This window comes from Streptomyces sp. NPDC037126 (assembly GCF_055605965.1).
On sequence record NZ_JBVJTD010000003.1, the window covers coordinates 337,066 to 354,798 of the forward strand.

General features: G+C 75.0%; 11 protein-coding genes. 6 read left to right on the forward strand and 5 right to left on the reverse strand.

The window, feature by feature from the left end:
- Positions 1 to 47: 47 nt before the first annotated feature.
- The 5 genes from ACZ7FF_RS10185 to ACZ7FF_RS10205 form a co-directional block, all read right to left on the reverse strand.
- A complete protein-coding gene (locus ACZ7FF_RS10185) occupies positions 48 to 860 on the reverse strand; it encodes a hypothetical protein (protein WP_470811030.1) in 813 nt (270 codons plus the stop codon).
- Between the two features lie 367 nt (positions 861 to 1,227).
- Positions 1,228 to 2,658: a DUF2252 domain-containing protein gene (locus ACZ7FF_RS10190; protein ID WP_470811032.1), complete on the reverse strand. Its 1,431-nt coding sequence runs from the start codon at positions 2,656 to 2,658 to the stop codon at positions 1,228 to 1,230.
- A gap of 122 nt (positions 2,659 to 2,780) precedes the next feature.
- On the reverse strand, positions 2,781 to 4,076 hold the full coding sequence (locus ACZ7FF_RS10195; protein ID WP_470811034.1) for an MFS transporter: 1,296 nt from the start codon (positions 4,074 to 4,076) through the stop codon (positions 2,781 to 2,783).
- Positions 4,073 to 5,404, reverse strand: coding sequence for an alanine racemase (locus tag ACZ7FF_RS10200; protein ID WP_470811035.1), 1,332 nt, complete (start codon positions 5,402 to 5,404; stop codon positions 4,073 to 4,075). The genes ACZ7FF_RS10195 and ACZ7FF_RS10200 overlap by 4 nt, the downstream gene beginning before the upstream one ends.
- A complete protein-coding gene (locus ACZ7FF_RS10205) occupies positions 5,401 to 6,582 on the reverse strand; it encodes a SagB/ThcOx family dehydrogenase (RefSeq protein WP_470811037.1) in 1,182 nt (393 codons plus the stop codon). Before ACZ7FF_RS10205 ends, ACZ7FF_RS10200 begins: the two co-directional genes overlap by 4 nt.
- Before the next feature lie 537 nt (positions 6,583 to 7,119).
- On the opposite strand from ACZ7FF_RS10205, the gene ACZ7FF_RS10210 reads away from it, so the two are divergent.
- The 6 genes from ACZ7FF_RS10210 to ACZ7FF_RS10235 all read left to right on the forward strand — a co-directional run bounded on the left by ACZ7FF_RS10210 (position 7,120) and on the right by ACZ7FF_RS10235 (position 17,539).
- Positions 7,120 to 11,328 (forward strand): amino acid adenylation domain-containing protein, encoded by a 4,209-nt coding sequence (locus tag ACZ7FF_RS10210; protein ID WP_470811039.1) that lies wholly within the window; start codon positions 7,120 to 7,122, stop codon positions 11,326 to 11,328.
- A gap of 43 nt (positions 11,329 to 11,371) precedes the next feature.
- The gene (locus tag ACZ7FF_RS10215; RefSeq protein ID WP_470811041.1) at positions 11,372 to 13,957 is read left to right on the forward strand and encodes a non-ribosomal peptide synthetase; all 2,586 of its coding nucleotides are present in this window, start codon (positions 11,372 to 11,374) and stop codon (positions 13,955 to 13,957) included.
- 60 nt (positions 13,958 to 14,017) lie between these two features.
- The gene (locus ACZ7FF_RS10220; protein ID WP_470811043.1) at positions 14,018 to 14,968 is read left to right on the forward strand and encodes a chlorinating enzyme; all 951 of its coding nucleotides are present in this window, start codon (positions 14,018 to 14,020) and stop codon (positions 14,966 to 14,968) included.
- On the forward strand, positions 14,965 to 15,255 hold the full coding sequence (locus ACZ7FF_RS10225) for a phosphopantetheine-binding protein (protein ID WP_470811045.1): 291 nt from the start codon (positions 14,965 to 14,967) through the stop codon (positions 15,253 to 15,255). Before ACZ7FF_RS10220 ends, ACZ7FF_RS10225 begins: the two co-directional genes overlap by 4 nt.
- A 112-nt stretch (positions 15,256 to 15,367) precedes the next feature.
- Complete coding sequence (locus ACZ7FF_RS10230) at positions 15,368 to 16,141, forward strand: thioesterase II family protein (protein WP_470811047.1); 774 nt, start codon at positions 15,368 to 15,370, stop codon at positions 16,139 to 16,141.
- 42 nt (positions 16,142 to 16,183) lie between these two features.
- On the forward strand, positions 16,184 to 17,539 hold the full coding sequence (locus ACZ7FF_RS10235) for a cation:proton antiporter (RefSeq protein ID WP_470811049.1): 1,356 nt from the start codon (positions 16,184 to 16,186) through the stop codon (positions 17,537 to 17,539).
- Positions 17,540 to 17,733: the final 194 nt, after the last annotated feature.

A 17,733-nucleotide genomic window follows, 5' to 3' on the forward strand; every position in this document is an offset into this window, starting at 1 on the left:
CAGCTCCGAAATTCATGTCTCCGACGCTACCCGAAGGACGGTGCGGTTCAGTCCTGCCCCAGGAGGTCCGCCAGCTCCGTCTCCCGCTGGGTGATGTCGGCACGGAGCCTGTCGGCGATCTCCTCGAGCAGCGCGTCGGGGTCGTCCGGGGCGAGGCGGAGCATGCCCGCGATCGCGCCGTCCTCCAGTTCCCGGGCGACGAGGTTGAGCAGTTCCTTGCGCTGGGCGAGCCATTCGAGGCGGGCGTACAACTCCTCGGCGGGGCTCGGGCGCCGCTCCGGCGGGACCGGACCGGCGGCCCACTCCTCGGCGAGCTCCCGCAGCAGGGTCTCGTCGCCCCGGGCGTAGGCGGCGTTGACGCGGCTGAGGAACTCCTCGCGGCGCTTGCGCTCGTCCTCCTCCTGCGCCAGGTCGGGGTGGGCCTTGCGGGCCAGCTCGCGGTAGAGCTTGCGGGCCTCCTCGCTGGGCCGCACCCGCTCCGGGGGCCGAACCGGCTGGTCCGTGAGCATGGCCGCGGCCTCCGGGTAGAGGCCTTGGCCGTCCATCCAGCCGTGCAGCAGTTCCTCGACGCCGGGGATGGGCAGGACGCGGGCGCGGGCCTCCTCGGCGCGGCGGATGTCCTCCGGGTCGCCGGTGCGGGCGGCCTTCGCCTCCGCGATCTCGGCGTCCAGTTGCTCGATGCGGGCGTAGAGCGGGCCGAGTCTCTGCTCGTGCAGCCGGGCGAAGTTCTCGACCTCGACGCGGAAGGTCTCTACGGCGATCTCGTACTCGATCAAGGCCTGCTCGGCGGCCCGTACGGCCTGCTCGAGCCGCTCCTCGGGCCGGGGTGGCTGGGGCTGCTCAGCTTCCGGGGTCGTCACCCGCCCAGCGTAGCCGCTGCGCTCGGCTTGGGCCGTGGGCCCGGGTGGGGAAGAGTGCGGATTCGCTGCCGGGTGCGGGGCTTGGGGGCCGGGTGGGGAGGGGTTCGGGTTCGTTGCCGGGTGCGGGTTGTGGGGGGTGTTCGCGCAGTTCCCCGCGCCCCTGGGGAGCTGCCGTGCCGTTCGCGATATCGCTCGGCCGGTTGGCCGCGCCCTTGGGGGCTGCCCTGCTCCCCGCTGGGGCGGCCGGGCTCGGCCCTGTCCCTCGCATCCCCGGCTCTCCGTTACACCCCTATCTCTCCCTCACCACCCGGACCTCCTCACAGCGGCCCGCCCTCACGCGCCGGCTCTCTCGCTCCCCGGCTCTTCCTCACACGCCCAGTTCTGCGGGGATTCGCCCTGTTTGGATGGCCTTGGTCAGGTGGGTGTGATCTGCTTCGGTGAGGTTGGCGTAGGTGAGGGCGAAGGTGGCGGTGGCCTCGTCCAGTTCCTCGTTCTTGCCGCAGTAGCCGGCGATCAGGCGGGGGTCGGCGCCGTGGGAGTGGGCGCGGGCCAGGAGCGCGCCGGTCATGCGGGCGTAGTCGTCGATCTGGTCCACGGCGAGCGCGGCCGGGTCGACGCTGCCCTTGCGGTTGCGGAACTGGCGCACCTGGAAGGGTCGACCGTCGACCGTCGTCCAGCCCAGCAGGATGTCGCTGACCACCTGCATCCGCTGCTGCCCGAGGACGACCCGGCGGCCCTCGTGCGTCACCCGCGGTGTCTCGAACCCGGCCGTGGCCAGGTGCGGGACCAGCGCTGAGGGGCGGGCCTCCTTCACCTGGAGCACCAGCGGCTCCCCGCGGTGGTCGAGGAGCAGCACCACGTACGACCGGGTGCCGACGCTGCCGGTGCCGACCACCCGGAAGGCCACGTCGTGCACGGCGTGCCGGGCGAGCAGGGGGTGCCGGTCCTCGGACAGCGTCGTCAGGTACTCCTCCAGGGACGCGGCCACCGCCGCGGCCTCGGCGTCGGGTATCCGGCGCAGCACGGGGGAGGCGTCGACGAACCGCCGTCCGCCGTCCCCGGCCACCTCGGTCGACTTCGCCGCGAACCGGCCGCTGGTGTTGGCCCGCGCCTTCTGCGAGACCCGCTCCAGGGTGCCGAGCAGGTCGTGCGCGTCGGTGTGGGAGACCAGTTCCTCGTCCGCGATGGCGTTCCACGCGTCCAGCACGGGCAGCTTCGCCAGCAGCCGCATGGTGCGGCGGTAGGCGCCGACCGCGTCCCGCGCCGCCGACCGGCAGGTGTCCTCGTCGGCGCCGGCCTCGCGTCCGGCGAGCACGAGCGAGGTCGCGAGCCGCTTGACGTCCCACTCCCAGGGGCCGTGCACGGTCTCGTCGAAGTCGTTCAGATCGATGACGAGTCCGCCGCGCGCGTCGCCGTACAGCCCGAAGTTGGCGGCGTGCGCGTCCCCGCATATCTGGGTGCGGATCCTCGTCATGGGGGTGCGGGCCAGGTCGTGCGCCATGAGTCCGGCCGAGCCGCGCAGGAAGGCGAAGGGCGAGGCCGCCATCCGGCCGACCCGGATCGCGGTCAGTTCGGGGATCCGGCCCGCGTTGGACTCGGTGACCGCGCTCACCGCGTCGGGGCGGGCGGCGTCCAGGTCGAGGGTGCTGTGCACCCGGCGCGGCACGCTCGCCCGCAGCGCCTTGCCCTCCTCCTTGGGCGAGCCCTGCCGGGGCCACTCGGCGAATCCGCGCACCCGCGGCAGCCTGCGGTGTCCCGGCTCCGCCGCGTCAGCCACCCGCACACCCGTTCCGGTCATCGCGACCACCTCCCCCGCCACCCCGGGCGCGGCCCCGGACGGGCGCCGGCACGGGCTTCGACACGAACATCAACTCGTGGAGACCGTACAACCGGTGGCCGGAACGCGTCAGACCCCGTGGACTACTCGGCGGTTGTGGACAACTCCGGTGCCTGAGCCCCCGGGTCCGTACCGGGTGCCGCACCCTCGCGCCCACGTACCTCCCGCACCGTCAGCGGGGCGAGGGAGACGATGAGTTGGGCCGTGCCCGACACCAGCAGGGCGGTGTGCAGGCCGATCGCGCCGGCCACCGGGCCGGCCAGGGCGAGGCCGAGGGGCTGGGCGGCGTAGGAGCCGAACCACTCGTAGGCGCTGACCCGGGAGAGCACGGCGGCGGGCACGCCGGCCTGCAGGGCGGTCTCCCAGAGCGGGTTGAAGAGCATCAGCCCGGCGCCGCCGAGGAACATCGCGAGCAGCGCCGACGGCAGGGAGGCTCCCCGGGACAGCGCGAGCGGCGGTGCGGCGAACAGGGTCACCGTCAGCAGTGCCGCCCGCAGCGGGCGGCGCGGACGGACCAGGAGCGCGGCCGCGCCTCCGCACACGGCACCGGCGCCGAACCCCGCCAGGAGCAGTCCCCAGGCGCCGCGTCCGTCCGGTTCGTGTTCGGCGGCCAGGGGGCCTAGCACGGTGACGAAGCCGTAGAGCATGTTGGTCAGCGAGGCCATCACGATCACCGACCACACCCAGGTGCGGGAGCGGAACTCCCGCCAGCCTTCGCGCAGTTCGGTCAGGACGCCGCCGGGCCGGGCCGCCGGGCGGCCGGGCGTCCGCAGCCGGGCCAGGCAGAGGGCGCTGATGCCGAAGGTGGCGGCGTCGGCGGCCAGTGCCCAGCCGGTGCCCGTGGTGACGAGGAGCAGGGCCGCGGCGAGCGGTCCGGTGATCATCGCGGTGGACTGGCCGATGCCGCGCAGGGCGTTGGCGGCCTGGCGCTGCCCGGCCGGCACGGTCTCCTGGACCAGGCCGGTGACGGCCGGTGTGAACAGGGCGCTCGCGGTGCCGTGCACGGCCTGGAGCACGACGAGATGCCAGACGGCCGCGTGTCCGCCGAGCACGTCGGCGGCGGCCGTGCCCTGGCTGAGCAGCCGTGCCAGATCGGCGCCGAGCATCACCCGGTGCCGGGGCAGCCGGTCGGCCAGCACACCGCCGAGGAGCATCAGCAGTACGAGGGGCACGGTCCGCGCGGCGAGCACGAGGCCGAGGTCGGTCGGCGATCCGGAGATGTCCAGGACGGCGAAGGCCAGCGCGGGGGCGACCAGGTAGTCGCCGAAGGTGGAGGTGAACTGGGCGCCGAGAAACAGCCGGTAGGCCGGTACGCGCAGCACGGCGAACCGGCCGGGGGGCGCCTTGTGGGGGCGGGTCGTCCGCGCCTCGCGGGTCATCGGTGGGGACCTCCCGTCGACACCGTAGACACGGTGGACACGGTCGACACCGTCCGCACCGCCGTCACCGCCGACGACACCGGCGCCTCCGCCCTCCGCTCCGCCGTCTCCGCCATCCACGCCAATGTGCCCGCTGTCTCCGCCCTCCGCTCCGCCGTCTCCGCCATCCACGCCAATGCGTCCGCCGGCTCCGCCATCGACTCCGGCGCCTGCGCCGTCTCCGCCATCGACATCGGTGCCTGCGCCGTCTCCGTCTTCTCCGCCATCGGCGCCAAGGCCTCCGCCGTGCGCTCCGGTGCCTCCTCCTTCGGTGTCCCCGGCTCGCGGTCCTGGTCGTTGATCACCTGCCAGGTGCCGAGGGCGCGTGCTTCGGAGCCGCCGTGGACGGTGAGGGTCGTGATGCCCTGGGTCACGGGGCAGATGTGGGGCGGGCGCAGGGGTGTGCCGGGCGGTGCGGTGGTGGCGAGCCGGGCGCAGTCGGCCGGGGTCTGCCAGGGGTAGGGGTGCTGCTCCAGCAGCGCGTCCAGCCGGCGGCGGTCCTCCGTGCCGTGGGCCGCGACCGTGAGTGCCACGTCCTCGGGGGCGCAGGCGCCGACGGCGGCCAGGCCCGTGTCGTACAGGGCGTAGGCACCGGAGCAGAGTTCCGTGACGCCCGGCACCGACAGGGCACCGGCAGCGGTGGGGGTGCCGCCCACCGTGACCGCGGGGCAGGGCAGGTCCGCGGCGCGCAGCAGCCCGGCGGCCCGTACGACGTGGGCGGCGGTCGCCCGCCCGGTGCCGTACGCGTCCCGCGCCGCCCGTGGGGTGACGAGGGCCTGGTAGGCGGTGACGCCGTCGAGGCGCAGGGAGGGGCACGAGACCACGGTGCGGGCGAGGGCGACGACCCGGCCGTCCGGTGTCGCGGTGACGTCGAGGCCGGTGCCCAGCTGGACGCGGACGCCGACCGTGGTGCCCGCGCGGCGGGCCGCGGCGGCCAGGCCGTACACGGCGTCCTCGGTGGCCACGTGCACCGACAGGCGGCAGTGGCGGGCGAGTTCGGCGGCCGCCCGCAGGCGCCAGGGCTCGGTCCAGGGGTGGGCGACGACCACGTCCCGGATGCCTGCGGCGACGTAGGCGCGGGCCTGCGCGAGCTGGGTCACCGCGATGCCCGCGGCACCGGCCCGCAGCTGGCGCAGTGCCAGCTCGGTGGTGCGGTGCCCCTTCACATGGGCCCGCACCCGCACGCCGTGTGCGGCGGCGGCGCGGTGCAGCCGGGCGATGTTGCGGTCGGCGCGGTCCAGGTCGAGGTGCGCGCGGATGCCGGCGGTCCGGCCGTCGCCGGTGTTCACGCGGCCAGTCCGTCCCAGTCGTCGCCGGGGAAGGAGAACCCCGCGTCGCCTCCGTCGAGCATGGCCCGCTGGCGTTCGGTCTCGGCGGCGGACGGCACTCCGGCGCCGTTGACGCCGAGCAGGATCTCCTCGCGCCAGTCGATGCCGAGCCGTTCCTCGACGGCCGCGTCCCGGGTGGCGGCGGTGAAGAAGACGCCGAGGCCGAGGGCGGTGCCCACGAGGTAGGCGGTCTGGCTGAAGTGGCCCAGCTCCATGTAGAGGGTGCGGTAGGTGCGGGGCGTGCGGTACTTCCAGGCGACCCGGTCCAGCACGGACGTGTAGAAGAGGAGTACGCCCGCGCCGCCCGCGTAGCTCTGGTCGCCGCACCAGCCGACGGCGTCGCCGGGACCGGCCGGGGCGTCGCCGAGGCGCTCCAGGGCGTGGTCGGTGGGGTGGTAGTGGTAGACGCCGGAGGGCACGCCGTCGACGCGGAGCACGACCGGGTACACCTCGATCGAGTGCCGGGCGCCGCCGGACGGGCTGGTCCTGAGCATCGCGGGCCGCAGCCCGGGGGTGCTGACCCGGTGCTGGGGCGCGGCCACCCAGTGCAGCAGGGCGGACAGCTGCGCCGCGGTCATGGACCGGTGGGCGTCGAAGGCACGGGTGGTACGGCGGCCGCGCAGGACGGTGCCCAGGTCGGCGTGGCCCTGTGACCGCGGGGACACGTGGTCCCCGGCGCCCAGGCGGAGCCGGTCCACCGGGGGCAGCAAGTGGCGTTCGGCGTCCGGGTACTGCTTCGTCTCCGGTGGCTCGGGACGGTCCGGCAGGTGCCCGACGAGCCAGGCGGTGTCCTCGGCCGCGGTGCGGAACGGCTCGTCGTCGGCCGTCCGGGTGGCCAGGTGGTAGTAGGTCGCCGCCGTGCCCCACTCGGACCAGGCGCCCAGGGAGCGGGCGAGCCCGTCCTCGGGGGAGCCCTCCGCGATCAGGACGTGGGCCTGGAGCAGACGGTGGACCAGCCGCGGGTCCGGCGGGGTGCCGGACCCGGCGGCGTCGCCCGCCTCCGCCCAGTCCGCGAAGTACGGCAGCACGCGCTGGGCGGCCGGGCTCAGGGCCAGCTGCCGGCGGTGCACCGGGTCGTCGCAGACCAGCTGGCCGTTCCGCCAGGCGAAGACGACCAGCGGCGAAACACGCAGGCGCATGGTGTGGACCTCTTCTTCGGTGGGCCGGCCGCGTGCGGTCAGCGCACGGCCGTCGGGATGAGGCAGGTCTGCGGACGGCTGTACTCGTCCTCGACCAGCTCCTCGAACGCCTGGGTGGTGTCCGTCTCCTGCGGTTCGGTCATCGCCTCGTCCTCTCGATCGGTGTACGGGAAGGGATGGGACGGCGGCCGCCGGCCGGGAGCCTGGTGGGGTGCCGCCGGTCGGAACGGTAGGGGCGGGCCACGCCGTCGCCCCAGGCAGCGCGGCGGCAGCACAGGGGCCCGGCGCTTCCCCTCCCCGACCGGGTCCTGCCGGTCGCCCCGCGTGGACTGTTCCTGCCGCTCGCCCCACGCGGCAGCCACCCCGCAGCCGTCCGACAGCCACCCGACAACCCACCTGCCCGCACCGGCAGTTCCGCTGTCGTACCTCCCGCCCAGTTGCCGTCGCTCTGCCTGGAGACGGGGCCGGGGGCGGCCGGAGCATCGAGGCAGCGGCGAGAGATGTCCGCCGGTACAAGCGCCCTTGGAGAGTCCGACCATGACGCAGTCACTGCTGGAAGCCGCTCTGCCGCTGACACCACTGCAGGAGGGGATGCTCTTCCACGCCCTGTACGACGACGACGCCGTCGACGCCTACTCGATCCAGGTCTCCTTCGACCTGGCCGGGCCGCTGTCGGCGGAGGTGCTGCGGGAGTGCGTGGCGCAGCTGGTGCGCCGGCACGAGGTGCTGCGCGCCGGGTTCCAGGTGCGCAGGTCCGGGCAGCCCGTGCAGCTGATCCGGCGGACCGTGGACGTGCCCTGGGCCGAGCTGGACCTGCGGGGTCTGCCGCGCGCCGAGCAGCGGGACCGGCTGAACCGGTACCGCGCCGAGGACCGGGCCCGCGGCTTCGACCTGGGCCGCCCGCCGCTGCTGCGGCTGACCCTGGCGCGCCTCGCGGACGACCGGCACGTACTGGTGCTGACGTACCACCACATCCTGCTGGACGCCTGGTCGTTCCAGCTGGTCATGCGGGACCTGGAGCTGCTGTACACCCGCCGCGCGGACGCCTCCGGGCTGCCGGGGACGGTCCCGTTCCGGCGCTACCTGGGCTGGCTGGGCCGGCAGGACCGGGAGGCCGCCGAGGAGGCCTGGGCCCGCGCCCTGGACGGGCTGCCGGGCCCGACGCTGGTGGCCGGCGGCCGGACCGCGAGCGGCCCCCGGGCGCTGCCCCGGCTGCACGTCAGCGACGTGCCCGAGGAAGTGACCGCCGCCGTCACGGCGACCGCGCGCGCCGCGGGGCTCACCCTGAACACCGTGGTGCAGGGCGCCTGGGCGCTGCTGCTGAGCGGTCTGACCGGCCGCCCGGACGTGGTGTTCGGGCAGACCGTCTCGGGCCGCCCGCCGGAGCTGGACGGGGTCGAGGAGATCGTCGGCCCGCTGATCAACGCCGCTCCGGTCCGGGTGCGGATGCGCCCCGTCGAGCCGCTGGCGGCGCTGCTGGAGCGCGTCCAGCGGGAGCAGGCCGAGCTGGAGCCGTACCACTTCCTGGGCCTGGCCGGCATCCACCGCCGGGTCGGCATGAGCGAGCTGTACGACAGCACGGTCGCCTTCGTCAGCGCCCCGGTCACGGGGGCCGCCGAGGCGGCGGTGCCCGCGGACGGCCTGCGGATCGCCCCGCTCGCGGACGACGACGAGGGCGCCGACGCCACCGGAGCCACGCACTACCCGCTGAACCTCACCGTCGCCCCGGGGCACGGCCGGCTGCGGCTGGCGCTCAGCTACCGCGGCGACCTGTTCGAGGAGCGGACCGTCGAACGGCTCGCGGCCCGGCTGCAGTCGCTGCTGAGGACCTTCGCCACCGCCCCGGACACCCCGGTCGGCCGGATCCCGCTGCTGACGCCCGAGGAGCGCCGCCAGGTGCTGCACGAGTGGAACGCCACCGGGCGGGAGGTGCCGGACACCACGCTGCCCGACCTCTTCGAGGCGCAGGCGGCCCGCACGCCGGACGCGGTCGCGCTGGTGGCGGACGGGCGCGGGATCGGCTACGCCGAGTTCGCCGCGCGGGTCGGTCGGCTCGCCCGGGTGCTGCGCGCCCGGGGCGTGCGCGACGGCGACTTCGTGGCCGTGGCCCTGCCCCGGTCGGCGGATCTCGTCGTGGCCCTGCACGCGGTGCTCGCGGCGGGCGCCGCCTACGTCCCCGTGGACATCGACCACCCGGCCGAGCGGATCGGCTGGATGCTGGAGGACTCGGCGCCCGCCCTGCTGCTGACCACCGCGGCGGCCACCGGCCGGCTGCCGCGGAACCCGGTGCCCCGGCTGCTCCTGGACAAGCTGTCGTACGACGGGGCGGCGGGCCCGGTCGATGAGGAGGAGACGGAGGACGACGGTCCCTGGTGCGGCAGGCTGCCGGAAGGGGTGCCCGCGCGCCGGATCCACCCCGGCAGCCCGGCCTACGTCATCTTCACCTCCGGCTCCACCGGCCGCCCCAAGGGCGTGGTCGTGCCGCACTCCGCCATCGTCAACCGGTTGCTGTGGATGCAGGACCAGTACCCGATCGGCCCCGGCGACCGCGTCCTGCAGAAGACGCCCGCCGGATTCGACGTCTCCGTCTGGGAGTTCTTCTGGGCGCCGCAGACCGGCGCCACCCTCGTCGTCGCCGCCCCGGGCGTCCACAAGGACGCCGCCGGCCTCGCCCGGCTGATCCGGCGGGAGTCCGTCACCGTCTGCCACTTCGTGCCGTCGATGCTCCAGGTCTTCCTGCAGGAGCCCGGCGCCGCCGAGTGCGGCGGCCTGCGCCACGTCTTCACCAGCGGGGAGGCGCTGTCCCCCGAGACCTGCGCGCGCTTCCACGAGCGGCTGGACGCGCGGCTGCACAACCTCTACGGCCCCACCGAGGCCGCCGTGGACGTCACCTACCGGCCCTGCCCGCCCGGCGGCGCACCGACCGTGCCCATCGGGCGCCCGGTGTGGAACACCCGCGTCTACGTCCTGGACGAGGCGCTGCGCCCGGTGGCGCCGGGCGTGCCGGGCGAGCTGTACCTCGCCGGGCGGCAGCTGGCCTCCGGATACGCCCACCGGGCCGTGCTGACCGCCGAGCGGTTCGTCGCCTGCCCGTTCGGCGCCCCCGGCGAGCGGATGTACCGCACCGGCGACGTGGTGCGCTGGACGGAGGACGGCGAGCTGGAGTTCCTGGGCCGCGCCGACCACCAGGTCAAGCTGCGCGGGCAGCGGATCGAGCCGGGCGAGATCGAGTCCGTGCTGCTGCGCCACCCGGCGGTCGACCAGTGCGCGGTCGTGGTCCGCGAGGAGGCGCCCGGCGGGCAGCGGCTGGTGGCGTACGCGGTGCCCGGCGGTACGGCGCCCACGGGGGACGAGCTGCTCGCGCACGCGGCGACGGCCCTGCCCGAGTACATGGTGCCGGCGGCCGTCGTACTCCTGGACGCGCTGCCGCTCACCCCGAACGGCAAGCTGGACCGCCGCGCGCTGCCCGCGCCGGCCGCGCACCGGGCCCCGGGCGGACGCGCGCCCCGGGGGCCCGTGGAGGAGCGCCTGGCCGAGCTGTTCGCGCAGGTGCTGGGCGTGGCCGAGGTGACCGCCGACGACGGCTTCTTCGCGCTGGGCGGCGACTCGATCATGTCGATCCAGCTGGTCGCCCGGGCCCGCGCGGCCGGCCTGGAGTTCACCCCCAAGGACGTGTTCTCCCGGCGCACGGTCGCCGCGCTGGCCCGCGCCGCCCGCCCGGTGGCCACGGCGCGGGCGGTGCCCGACGAGCCCGTGGACGAGGGCGCCGGACCGGTGCCGGTCACGCCGATGGTGTGCTGGCTGCGCGAACTGGGCGACGACGAGGGCGACTTCCACCAGGCGAGCGTGCTGCGGGTACCCCCCGCGCCGGGTCCGGAGACCGTCGTCGCGGCCGTGCAGGCGCTGTTCGACCGGCACGAGGCGTTCCGGCTGCGCCGCACCGTGCACGGCGCCGGCCGGTGGTCGCTCGACGTGGCGGCCCCCGGCGCCGTACGCGCCTGGGACTGTGTGCGGACCGTGTCCGCCGCCGGGCTCGACGAGGCCGGGCTGCGCGCCGCCGTGGCCGCGGCTGCCGACCGGGCGCGCCGCGAACTGGCGCCGCAGGAGCGGCAGATGGCGCGCTTCGTCTGGTTCGACCGGGGCCCGGGACGCTCCGGGCGGCTGCTGGCCGTCGTCCACCACCTGTCCGTGGACGAGGTGTCCTGGCGGATCCTCGTGCCCGATCTGCGCACCGCCTGGGAGGCGGCGGCCCGCGGCGCGCGGCCCCGCCTCGACCCGGTGCCCGTCCCGCTGCGCGGCTGGGCCCGGCGGCTCGCCGCCCAGGCCACCGCGCCCGCACGGCTCGCCGAACTCCCGTACTGGACCAAGCTGCTGGCTCCCGCCGGACCGCCGCTGGCCGGGCGCGCCCCCGACCCCGCCCGCGATGTGTTCGGCACGGCCCGGACCCTCACCCTGGAGCTGCCCGCCGAGCACACCGGGCCCCTGCTCACCACCGTGCCGGCCGGCTACCGGGCGGGCGTCGAGGACGTCCTGCTCACCGCCCTGGCCATGGCCCTGACCGAGCGGCGGGGCCACGGCGGCGGGGTGCTCGTCGACGTGGAGCACCACGGCCGGACCGGCGACGCCGACCTGTCACGCACGGTCGGCTGGCTCACCACCCTGCACCCGGTGCGCCTCAGCCCCGGCAAGGACGCGCACCTCTCCCCCGGGGCTGGCCGGGACCGAACAGGCCGTACGCGCCGGTGACCTGGCCGCCCGCCGGGCCGGGGAACTGGCCGGCTGGCCCACCGTGGCCGAGCTGCCCAGCGACCTGGAACGGCCGGCGGTCCGGACGTTCGCCGGCACCCGCCTGCCGTTCGCCCTGACCGACGCGGCCCGGAACGGCTGCACCGCGCTCGCCGCGTCCCTCGGCGTCAGCCGCAACGCCGTCCTGCTCGCCGCGTGGGTGCTGACCGTCGCCCGGCGCACCGCGCGCGACCGGCTGATCGTGGGCATCCCGACGGTGGGCAGGTCGACGAGCGCCGCGATGCGGGTCGTGGGCGGCGCCACCGGACTCGGCCCGGTGGCCTGCGAGATACCCGCCGAGGGCACCGTCTCCGACTTCGTCCGGCGCACCGCCCGTTCCCTGCGCGAGTCGCTGCGCCACGGCAAGGTCCCCTTCGAGGACCTCGTCACGGCGCTCTGCGCCGGCGGCGACCTCTCCCGCAACCCGCTCGCGCAGATCGCCTTCGGCGCGCACAGCGAACTGGTCCCCGGCTCCCTGCCCGCGACCGGCGCCACCTTCGACATCCGCATCGGCCACACCGGCGGCACCGCCTACGACGCCATGCTGCACATCCTGCGCTGGGACCCCGAACCGGGCCTCGCCCTGGAGTACGCCACCTCGGTGCTCACCCCGGCCGACGCGATGGCCCTGGCCGCCGCCTTCGACCGGGCGCTGGCCGAGATGGCCGCCGGCCCCGACGGCCCGCTCACCGGCGTCACCACCGTCACCCCGGCCCAGCGGCGGCTGCTCGACTCCCGCGCGGACGGACCGGCGGGCGACTTCGGCCACGGCGGCCTGTGGCAGCTGATCGAGGCGGCCGCGGAGCGCGCCCCGGACACGGCCGCCCTCAGGGACGGCGACGGCCGCACCCTGACCTACCGTCAGCTCCTCGCGGCCACCGGGGCCCAGTCGGCCGCGCTGGCCGCCGCCGGGGTCGGCGAGGGCGACCGGGTGGCCATCGCCGTCCCCCGCTCCGCGCAGGAGATCGTCTCCCTCCTCGCCGCGCTGCGGCTCGGCGCCGCCTACGTCGGCATCGGCGCCGACGCCCCGCCCGCGGTCACCGCGCAGATCATGGACCGCGCGGGCGTACGCGTGGTGCTGGCCCTCGCCGGCCGGCTGCCCGACCCGGCCGCCACCGGGGACCGCACGGTCCTAGCGGCCGTCGATCCGTACGACCCCGGGACCGGCCCGGTGCCCCCGGCCGCACCCGCCGACCCGGACCGCGTCGCCTATCTCGCCTTCACCTCCGGGACGACCGGCGTCCCCAAGGGGGCCATGATCCCCTGCCGGGCCGTCGTACGGCTGGCCCACCGGCCCGCTTTCCTGCTGCCCGGCGCCGCCGACCGCTTCCTGCGCCTGGCCCCCCTCGCCTTCGACGCCTCCACACTGGAGATCTTCGCGCCGCTGCTGGCAGGCGGCACGCTGGAGGTCTTCCCCGGCCGGCACGTGGTCGCGAGCGCCCTGGCCCGGTTCGTCCGGGACCGGGAGATCACCGGGCTGTGGCTGTCGGCCGGGCTGTTCCGGCTGGTCGCCGACTTCCGGCCGGACGCCTTCCGGCGCGTGGTCCAGCTGATCACCGGCGGGGACGTGGTGCCCCCGGCGCAGGTCGCCACGGTGCTGCGGGCCTGCCCCGGGCTGCGCGTCAGCAACGGCTACGGACCCACCGAGAACACTACGTTCACCACCGTCCACCACGTCGACGACCCGGCCGAGGTGCCCACGGGCGCCCTGCCCATCGGCCGGCCGATCACGGGCACCGGCGTCCTGGTCCTGGACCCGGCGGGCCACCCGGTACCGCCCGGCGGGATCGGCGAACTGTTCACCTACGGCACCGGACTCGCCCTCGGCTACGCGGGCCTGCCCGAGGAGACCGACCGGGCCTTCGGCACCTTCGGCCGGCCCGGCGGCCCGCGCCTGTACCGCACCGGCGACCTGGTCCGCTGGGACGCCGACGGCAACCTCCGCTTCCTCGGCCGGCGCGACCGCCAGGTGAAGGTCCGCGGCTTCCGCGTCGAGCCGGACCAGGTGGCCGAGGTGCTGCGCCGCCACCCCGGCGTACGGGACGCGGCCGTACCGGTGGTCCCCCTCGGCAACGGCGACCATCAGCTGCTGGCCGCGGTCGTACCCGCGGAGGGCACCGAACTCCCGGACGGCCTCGAGGACTTCGCCGCCCGGAACCTGCCGGGGCACGCGCAGCCCGGCCTGTGGGCCGCGGTGACGGAGTTCCCGGTGACGCCCAACGGCAAGCTCGACGCGGCCCGGCTGGTCGCCGCGGCGGCCCCGGCCCACGGCACGGCACCGGCACACCCGCCCGTCCCGCCCCCGCCCCCGGCGGCGACAGCGACAGCGACAGCGACAGCGGCGGGCGACGGTCTGGAGTCCACCATCGCCGCCGCCTGGGAACAGGTCCTCGGCCACCACGACTTCACCGGCGGCGACTGGTTCTTCGACGTCGGAGGCGACTCGCTGCTGCTCATCCGGGTGCACACGATCCTCGAACGCGCCCTCCCCGAATGGGGAGTGACCATCGGCGACCTCTACACCTGCTCCGCCATCGACGACCTGGCCGCCAAGCTGCGCGCCGAGGCCGGCCGGCGCCTCGCCGGCTGACGGCCCGGCGCACCCGCAGACCGCAGAACCTCCCACCCATCAGATGAGGAGAACCACACCATGGCACAGCACGATTTCTCACTGACCCCCGAGGAGCTGGCCAAGTTCGAGCGGGACGGTTACATCGGTCCGTTCGACCTGTACGACGAGGACGAGATGGCGCAGGACCTGCGCGCCCTGCGTCCCAAGCTGCTCAACTTCAGGAAGTCCATCTACAGCGGTGAGAAGGCCGCCTCGGCCATCTCCAACTACGACCGCCACTTCGACATCGACTTCCTGGCCCAGCACATCACCCGGCCCGAGATCGTCGACCGCGTCTCCTCCGTCCTCGGCGAGGACACCCTGTGCTGGCGCTCGGAGTTCCTGCCCAAGTACCCGGGTGACGAGGGCACGGACTGGCACCAGGCCGAGGACTTCTCCAGCCTCACCGACGCCAACCTGCCGCAGATCCAGTGGCCGGCCGACTCCTCGCAGCGCGGCACCGTCACGGTGTGGACCGCCTTCAGCGAGGCCAGCATCGAGACCGGCTGCCTCCAGTTCATCCCCGGCACGCACCGGACCATGTACTACGACGAGTCCAAGGGCCTGAACTACGACTCGGACATCGTCAACAACCTGGAGAAGAACGGCACCCGCCGCGGCTTCTTCGGCTACGACTACCGCCAGCTGCAGAAGGACGCCGACTGGGCGCCGGACGAGTCCAGGGCCGTCTCCGCGGTGATGAAGCCCGGCCAGTTCATCATCTTCTGGTCCACGCTGATGCACGCCTCGCACCCCAACACCAGTGCCGACCAGGCCCGCATCGGCTACTCGGTGCGCTACCTGCCGACCAGCGCGCGCGTCTACCCCGGTCTGACCGAGCTCAAGGAGTTCGGCTCCACGATCAGCCTGGAGCGCTACGGCACGGTCCTCACCTCCGGCCAGGACGACTACGGCCACAACCGGTACCTGCAGGAGAACGTCAACGGCTACCGCTTCCCCGTCCGCAACGCACGAAAGGTTTCGGCATGACCATCCAGGAGACCACCGCCGTCCGCCCCACCACCCAGGAGGAGATCGAGAACTGGGTCGTGGAGAGCTGCCGGAGCCTCGGCCTGCCGGCCCAGGACACGACCTCCGACTTCTTCGCCATCGGCGGCACCTCGCTGGCCGCCGCCCGGCTGATCGCCGCCGCCGAGGAGCTGTTCGGCGAGGACGCGCTCCCGCCGGACGACCTGTACGAGAACAGCGGGCTGAGCGCGATCGCCGCGGCCATCCGCCGCTGCGCCACCGCCGGCGGTGCCGGGACGGCCGCCTGAGCGCCGCCCGCCCCGGGGGCGGCCGGCTCCCCGCCCGGCGCCGGAACCGGCCGCCCCCGCCGCGTCACCCACCCGCACCACCCCCACCCCGTTCCCAGAGAGGTCACCTCCCGTGAGCAGCACATCGCAGTGGCTCTTCCCCCTGCGCAAGGCGGCCGGCGAGCCCACCTCGCGGCTGCTGGTGTTCCCGTACGCCGCGGCCGGGGCCAGTTCCCTGCGCCCGCTGCTGACCGGACTGCCCGCCACCGTGGAACTCCTCGGCGTCGCCCTGCCGGGCCGGGAGCGCCGGTTCGCGGAACCGCCCCTCACCGACGGCGCGCAGTTCCTCGGCGAACTGGCCGCCGAACTCGCCGGCCGGACCGCGCTGCCCACCGCGCTCCTCGGGCACAGCATGGGCGCGAGCCTGGCGCTGGCCCTGGCCCTGACCGCGCCCGGCAGCTGCCAAGGCGTGGTGATCAGCGGCCGGGAACCGTCCGGCGTCGCCCTCGCGAAGATGCTGGACCTGAGCGACGAGGAGATCACCGGCTTCTTCGGCGCGGTCGGCCACACCTCCCCCCAGCTGCTCACCGACGCCTACTGGCGCGAGCGGCTGATCGCCCTCTTCCGCAGCGACATCCAGCTGGACCTGCGCACCAGCGCGGAGACCGAGACAAGGACCCTCGACCAGCGGCTCCTCATGCTCGGCGGCGCCGAGGACCCCTATGTCGCGGCGGCCGACCTGCCCGGCTGGTCGGCCCGCACCAGCGGTCCCTGCGAGGTCTCGGTCCACCCGGGCGACCACTTCTTCATCCTGTCCCCCGCCAACCGCGCCGCCGTCCTGGCCGCCCTGACCGGCTTCCTCGACCGGCTCCCGCGCCCGCGGCCCGTCCACGCGTCCCCCGCGTGACGGACCACTTCCCCGTCCGATCGATCCGCAGTGAGGAATCCCATGGGCTCGGTCACCCAGGCCGTCGACGCGGTCCCGCCGCTGCCGGCCGGCGCACTGCTGCTGTTCCTGCTCCAGACAGGCACGCTCCTCGGACTGGCCATGGTGCTGGGCCGGCTGGCCCGGCGGCTGGGCATGCCGGCCATCGTGGGCGAACTCGCCGCGGGCGTGCTGCTCGGGCCGTCCTTCCTGGCCCATGTCGCACCCGGCGTCTTCGCCCGGCTGCTGCCGAGGGACCCGGCGCAGATGCATCTGCTGGACGCCGTGGGCCAGCTCGGCGTCCTGCTCCTGGTGGGCTTCACCGGCATGCACATCGACCTGAAACTGGCCCGGCGCCAAGGCCGCACGGCGGCCGGCGTGAGCGCCGTGGCCCTGCTGCTGCCGCTGGCGCTCGGCGTCTGGCTGGGCTTCGCGCTGCCCCACCGGCTCGCCTCGCCGACCGCGGACACCCCGGTGTTCGCCGCGTTCATCGGCGTCGCCATGTGCGTCAGCTCCATTCCGATCATCGGCCGGGTGCTGGTCGACATGCAGCTGATCCACCGCACCGTCGGCCAGCTGATCCTGGTCGTCGCCACCGTCGACGACGCCGTGGGCTGGCTGCTGGTCTCCGTGGTGACGGCCCTGGCCACCACCGGTGTCGGCCCCCGTGAGATCGCCACCCCGCTGTGGCACATGGCGGTGCTGCTCGCCGTCACGCTCACCGCCGGCCGCTGGATCGTGCGCCGGACGATGCGCTGGGCGAGCCGGGCCGACTCCCGCGGGGCCACCGTCACCGCGACCGTGCTGCTGCTCGTCCTGTCCGGTGCGGGCGCCCAGGCCCTCGGCTTCGAGGCCCTGCTCGGCTCCTTCCTCTGCGGCATCCTCGTCGGCGGCTGCCGCACCCCGGACCAGGACCACCGCCTGGAGCCCCTCAACACCACCGTGCTGTCGTTCCTCTCCCCCCTCTTCTTCGCGCTCGCCGGGCTGCGGATCGACCTGACCTCGCTGGCCGACGGCACGACCGCGCTGTGGGCGCTGGCCGCCCTGGCCGTCGCCGTGCTCGGCAAGTTCGCGGGGGCCTTCGCCGCGGGCGCCACCGCCCGGCTCGGCCGCTGGGAGACGCTCGCGCTCGGCGCGGGCATCAACGCCCGCGGTGTCATCCAGGTGGTGATCGCGGTCGTCGGCATCCGCCTCGGCCTGCTCAGCACCGCGATGTACAGCGTCATCGTGCTGATCGCCATCCTCACGCCGATGATGGCCCCGCCGGTCCTGCGCCTCGCGATGTCCCGCGTCGCCCAGACCGACGAGGAACGCCTCCGCGCCGAACAGACCGCCCCCGCACCCCGCCCCAGCACCCCCAAGGAACAACTCCTCGCCTGAGGCGGGGGCCCGGCACCGTCAACTGCCCGGGTAACAGAGCGGCATCACTTGCGCGGAAGTGCTCGACCACGCCCGTGAGATAGCTCACCGGCGGAGCCGGCGGCGTCCGCCCCGGGGACTGTGCGATCCCTCACAAGCGCGGGTACGACGAAAGACGGGCCCCTGCGGTGACTTCCGTCACCTGCAGAGACCCG

Excerpts from the sequence above, each read along its gene's own strand:
- ACZ7FF_RS10220 (WP_470811043.1), top strand. The coding sequence starts at position 14,018 with ATGGCACAGCACGATTTCTCACTGACCCCCGAGGAGCTGGCCAAGTTC.
- ACZ7FF_RS10190 (WP_470811032.1), bottom strand. The coding sequence starts at position 2,658 with ATGACCGGAACGGGTGTGCGGGTGGCTGACGCGGCGGAGCCGGGACAC.
- ACZ7FF_RS10195 (WP_470811034.1), bottom strand. The coding sequence starts at position 4,076 with ATGACCCGCGAGGCGCGGACGACCCGCCCCCACAAGGCGCCCCCCGGC.
- ACZ7FF_RS10205 (WP_470811037.1), bottom strand. The coding sequence starts at position 6,582 with ATGCGCCTGCGTGTTTCGCCGCTGGTCGTCTTCGCCTGGCGGAACGGC.
- ACZ7FF_RS10210 (WP_470811039.1), top strand. The coding sequence starts at position 7,120 with ATGACGCAGTCACTGCTGGAAGCCGCTCTGCCGCTGACACCACTGCAG.
- ACZ7FF_RS10235 (WP_470811049.1), top strand. The coding sequence starts at position 16,184 with ATGGGCTCGGTCACCCAGGCCGTCGACGCGGTCCCGCCGCTGCCGGCC.
- ACZ7FF_RS10225 (WP_470811045.1), top strand. The coding sequence starts at position 14,965 with ATGACCATCCAGGAGACCACCGCCGTCCGCCCCACCACCCAGGAGGAG.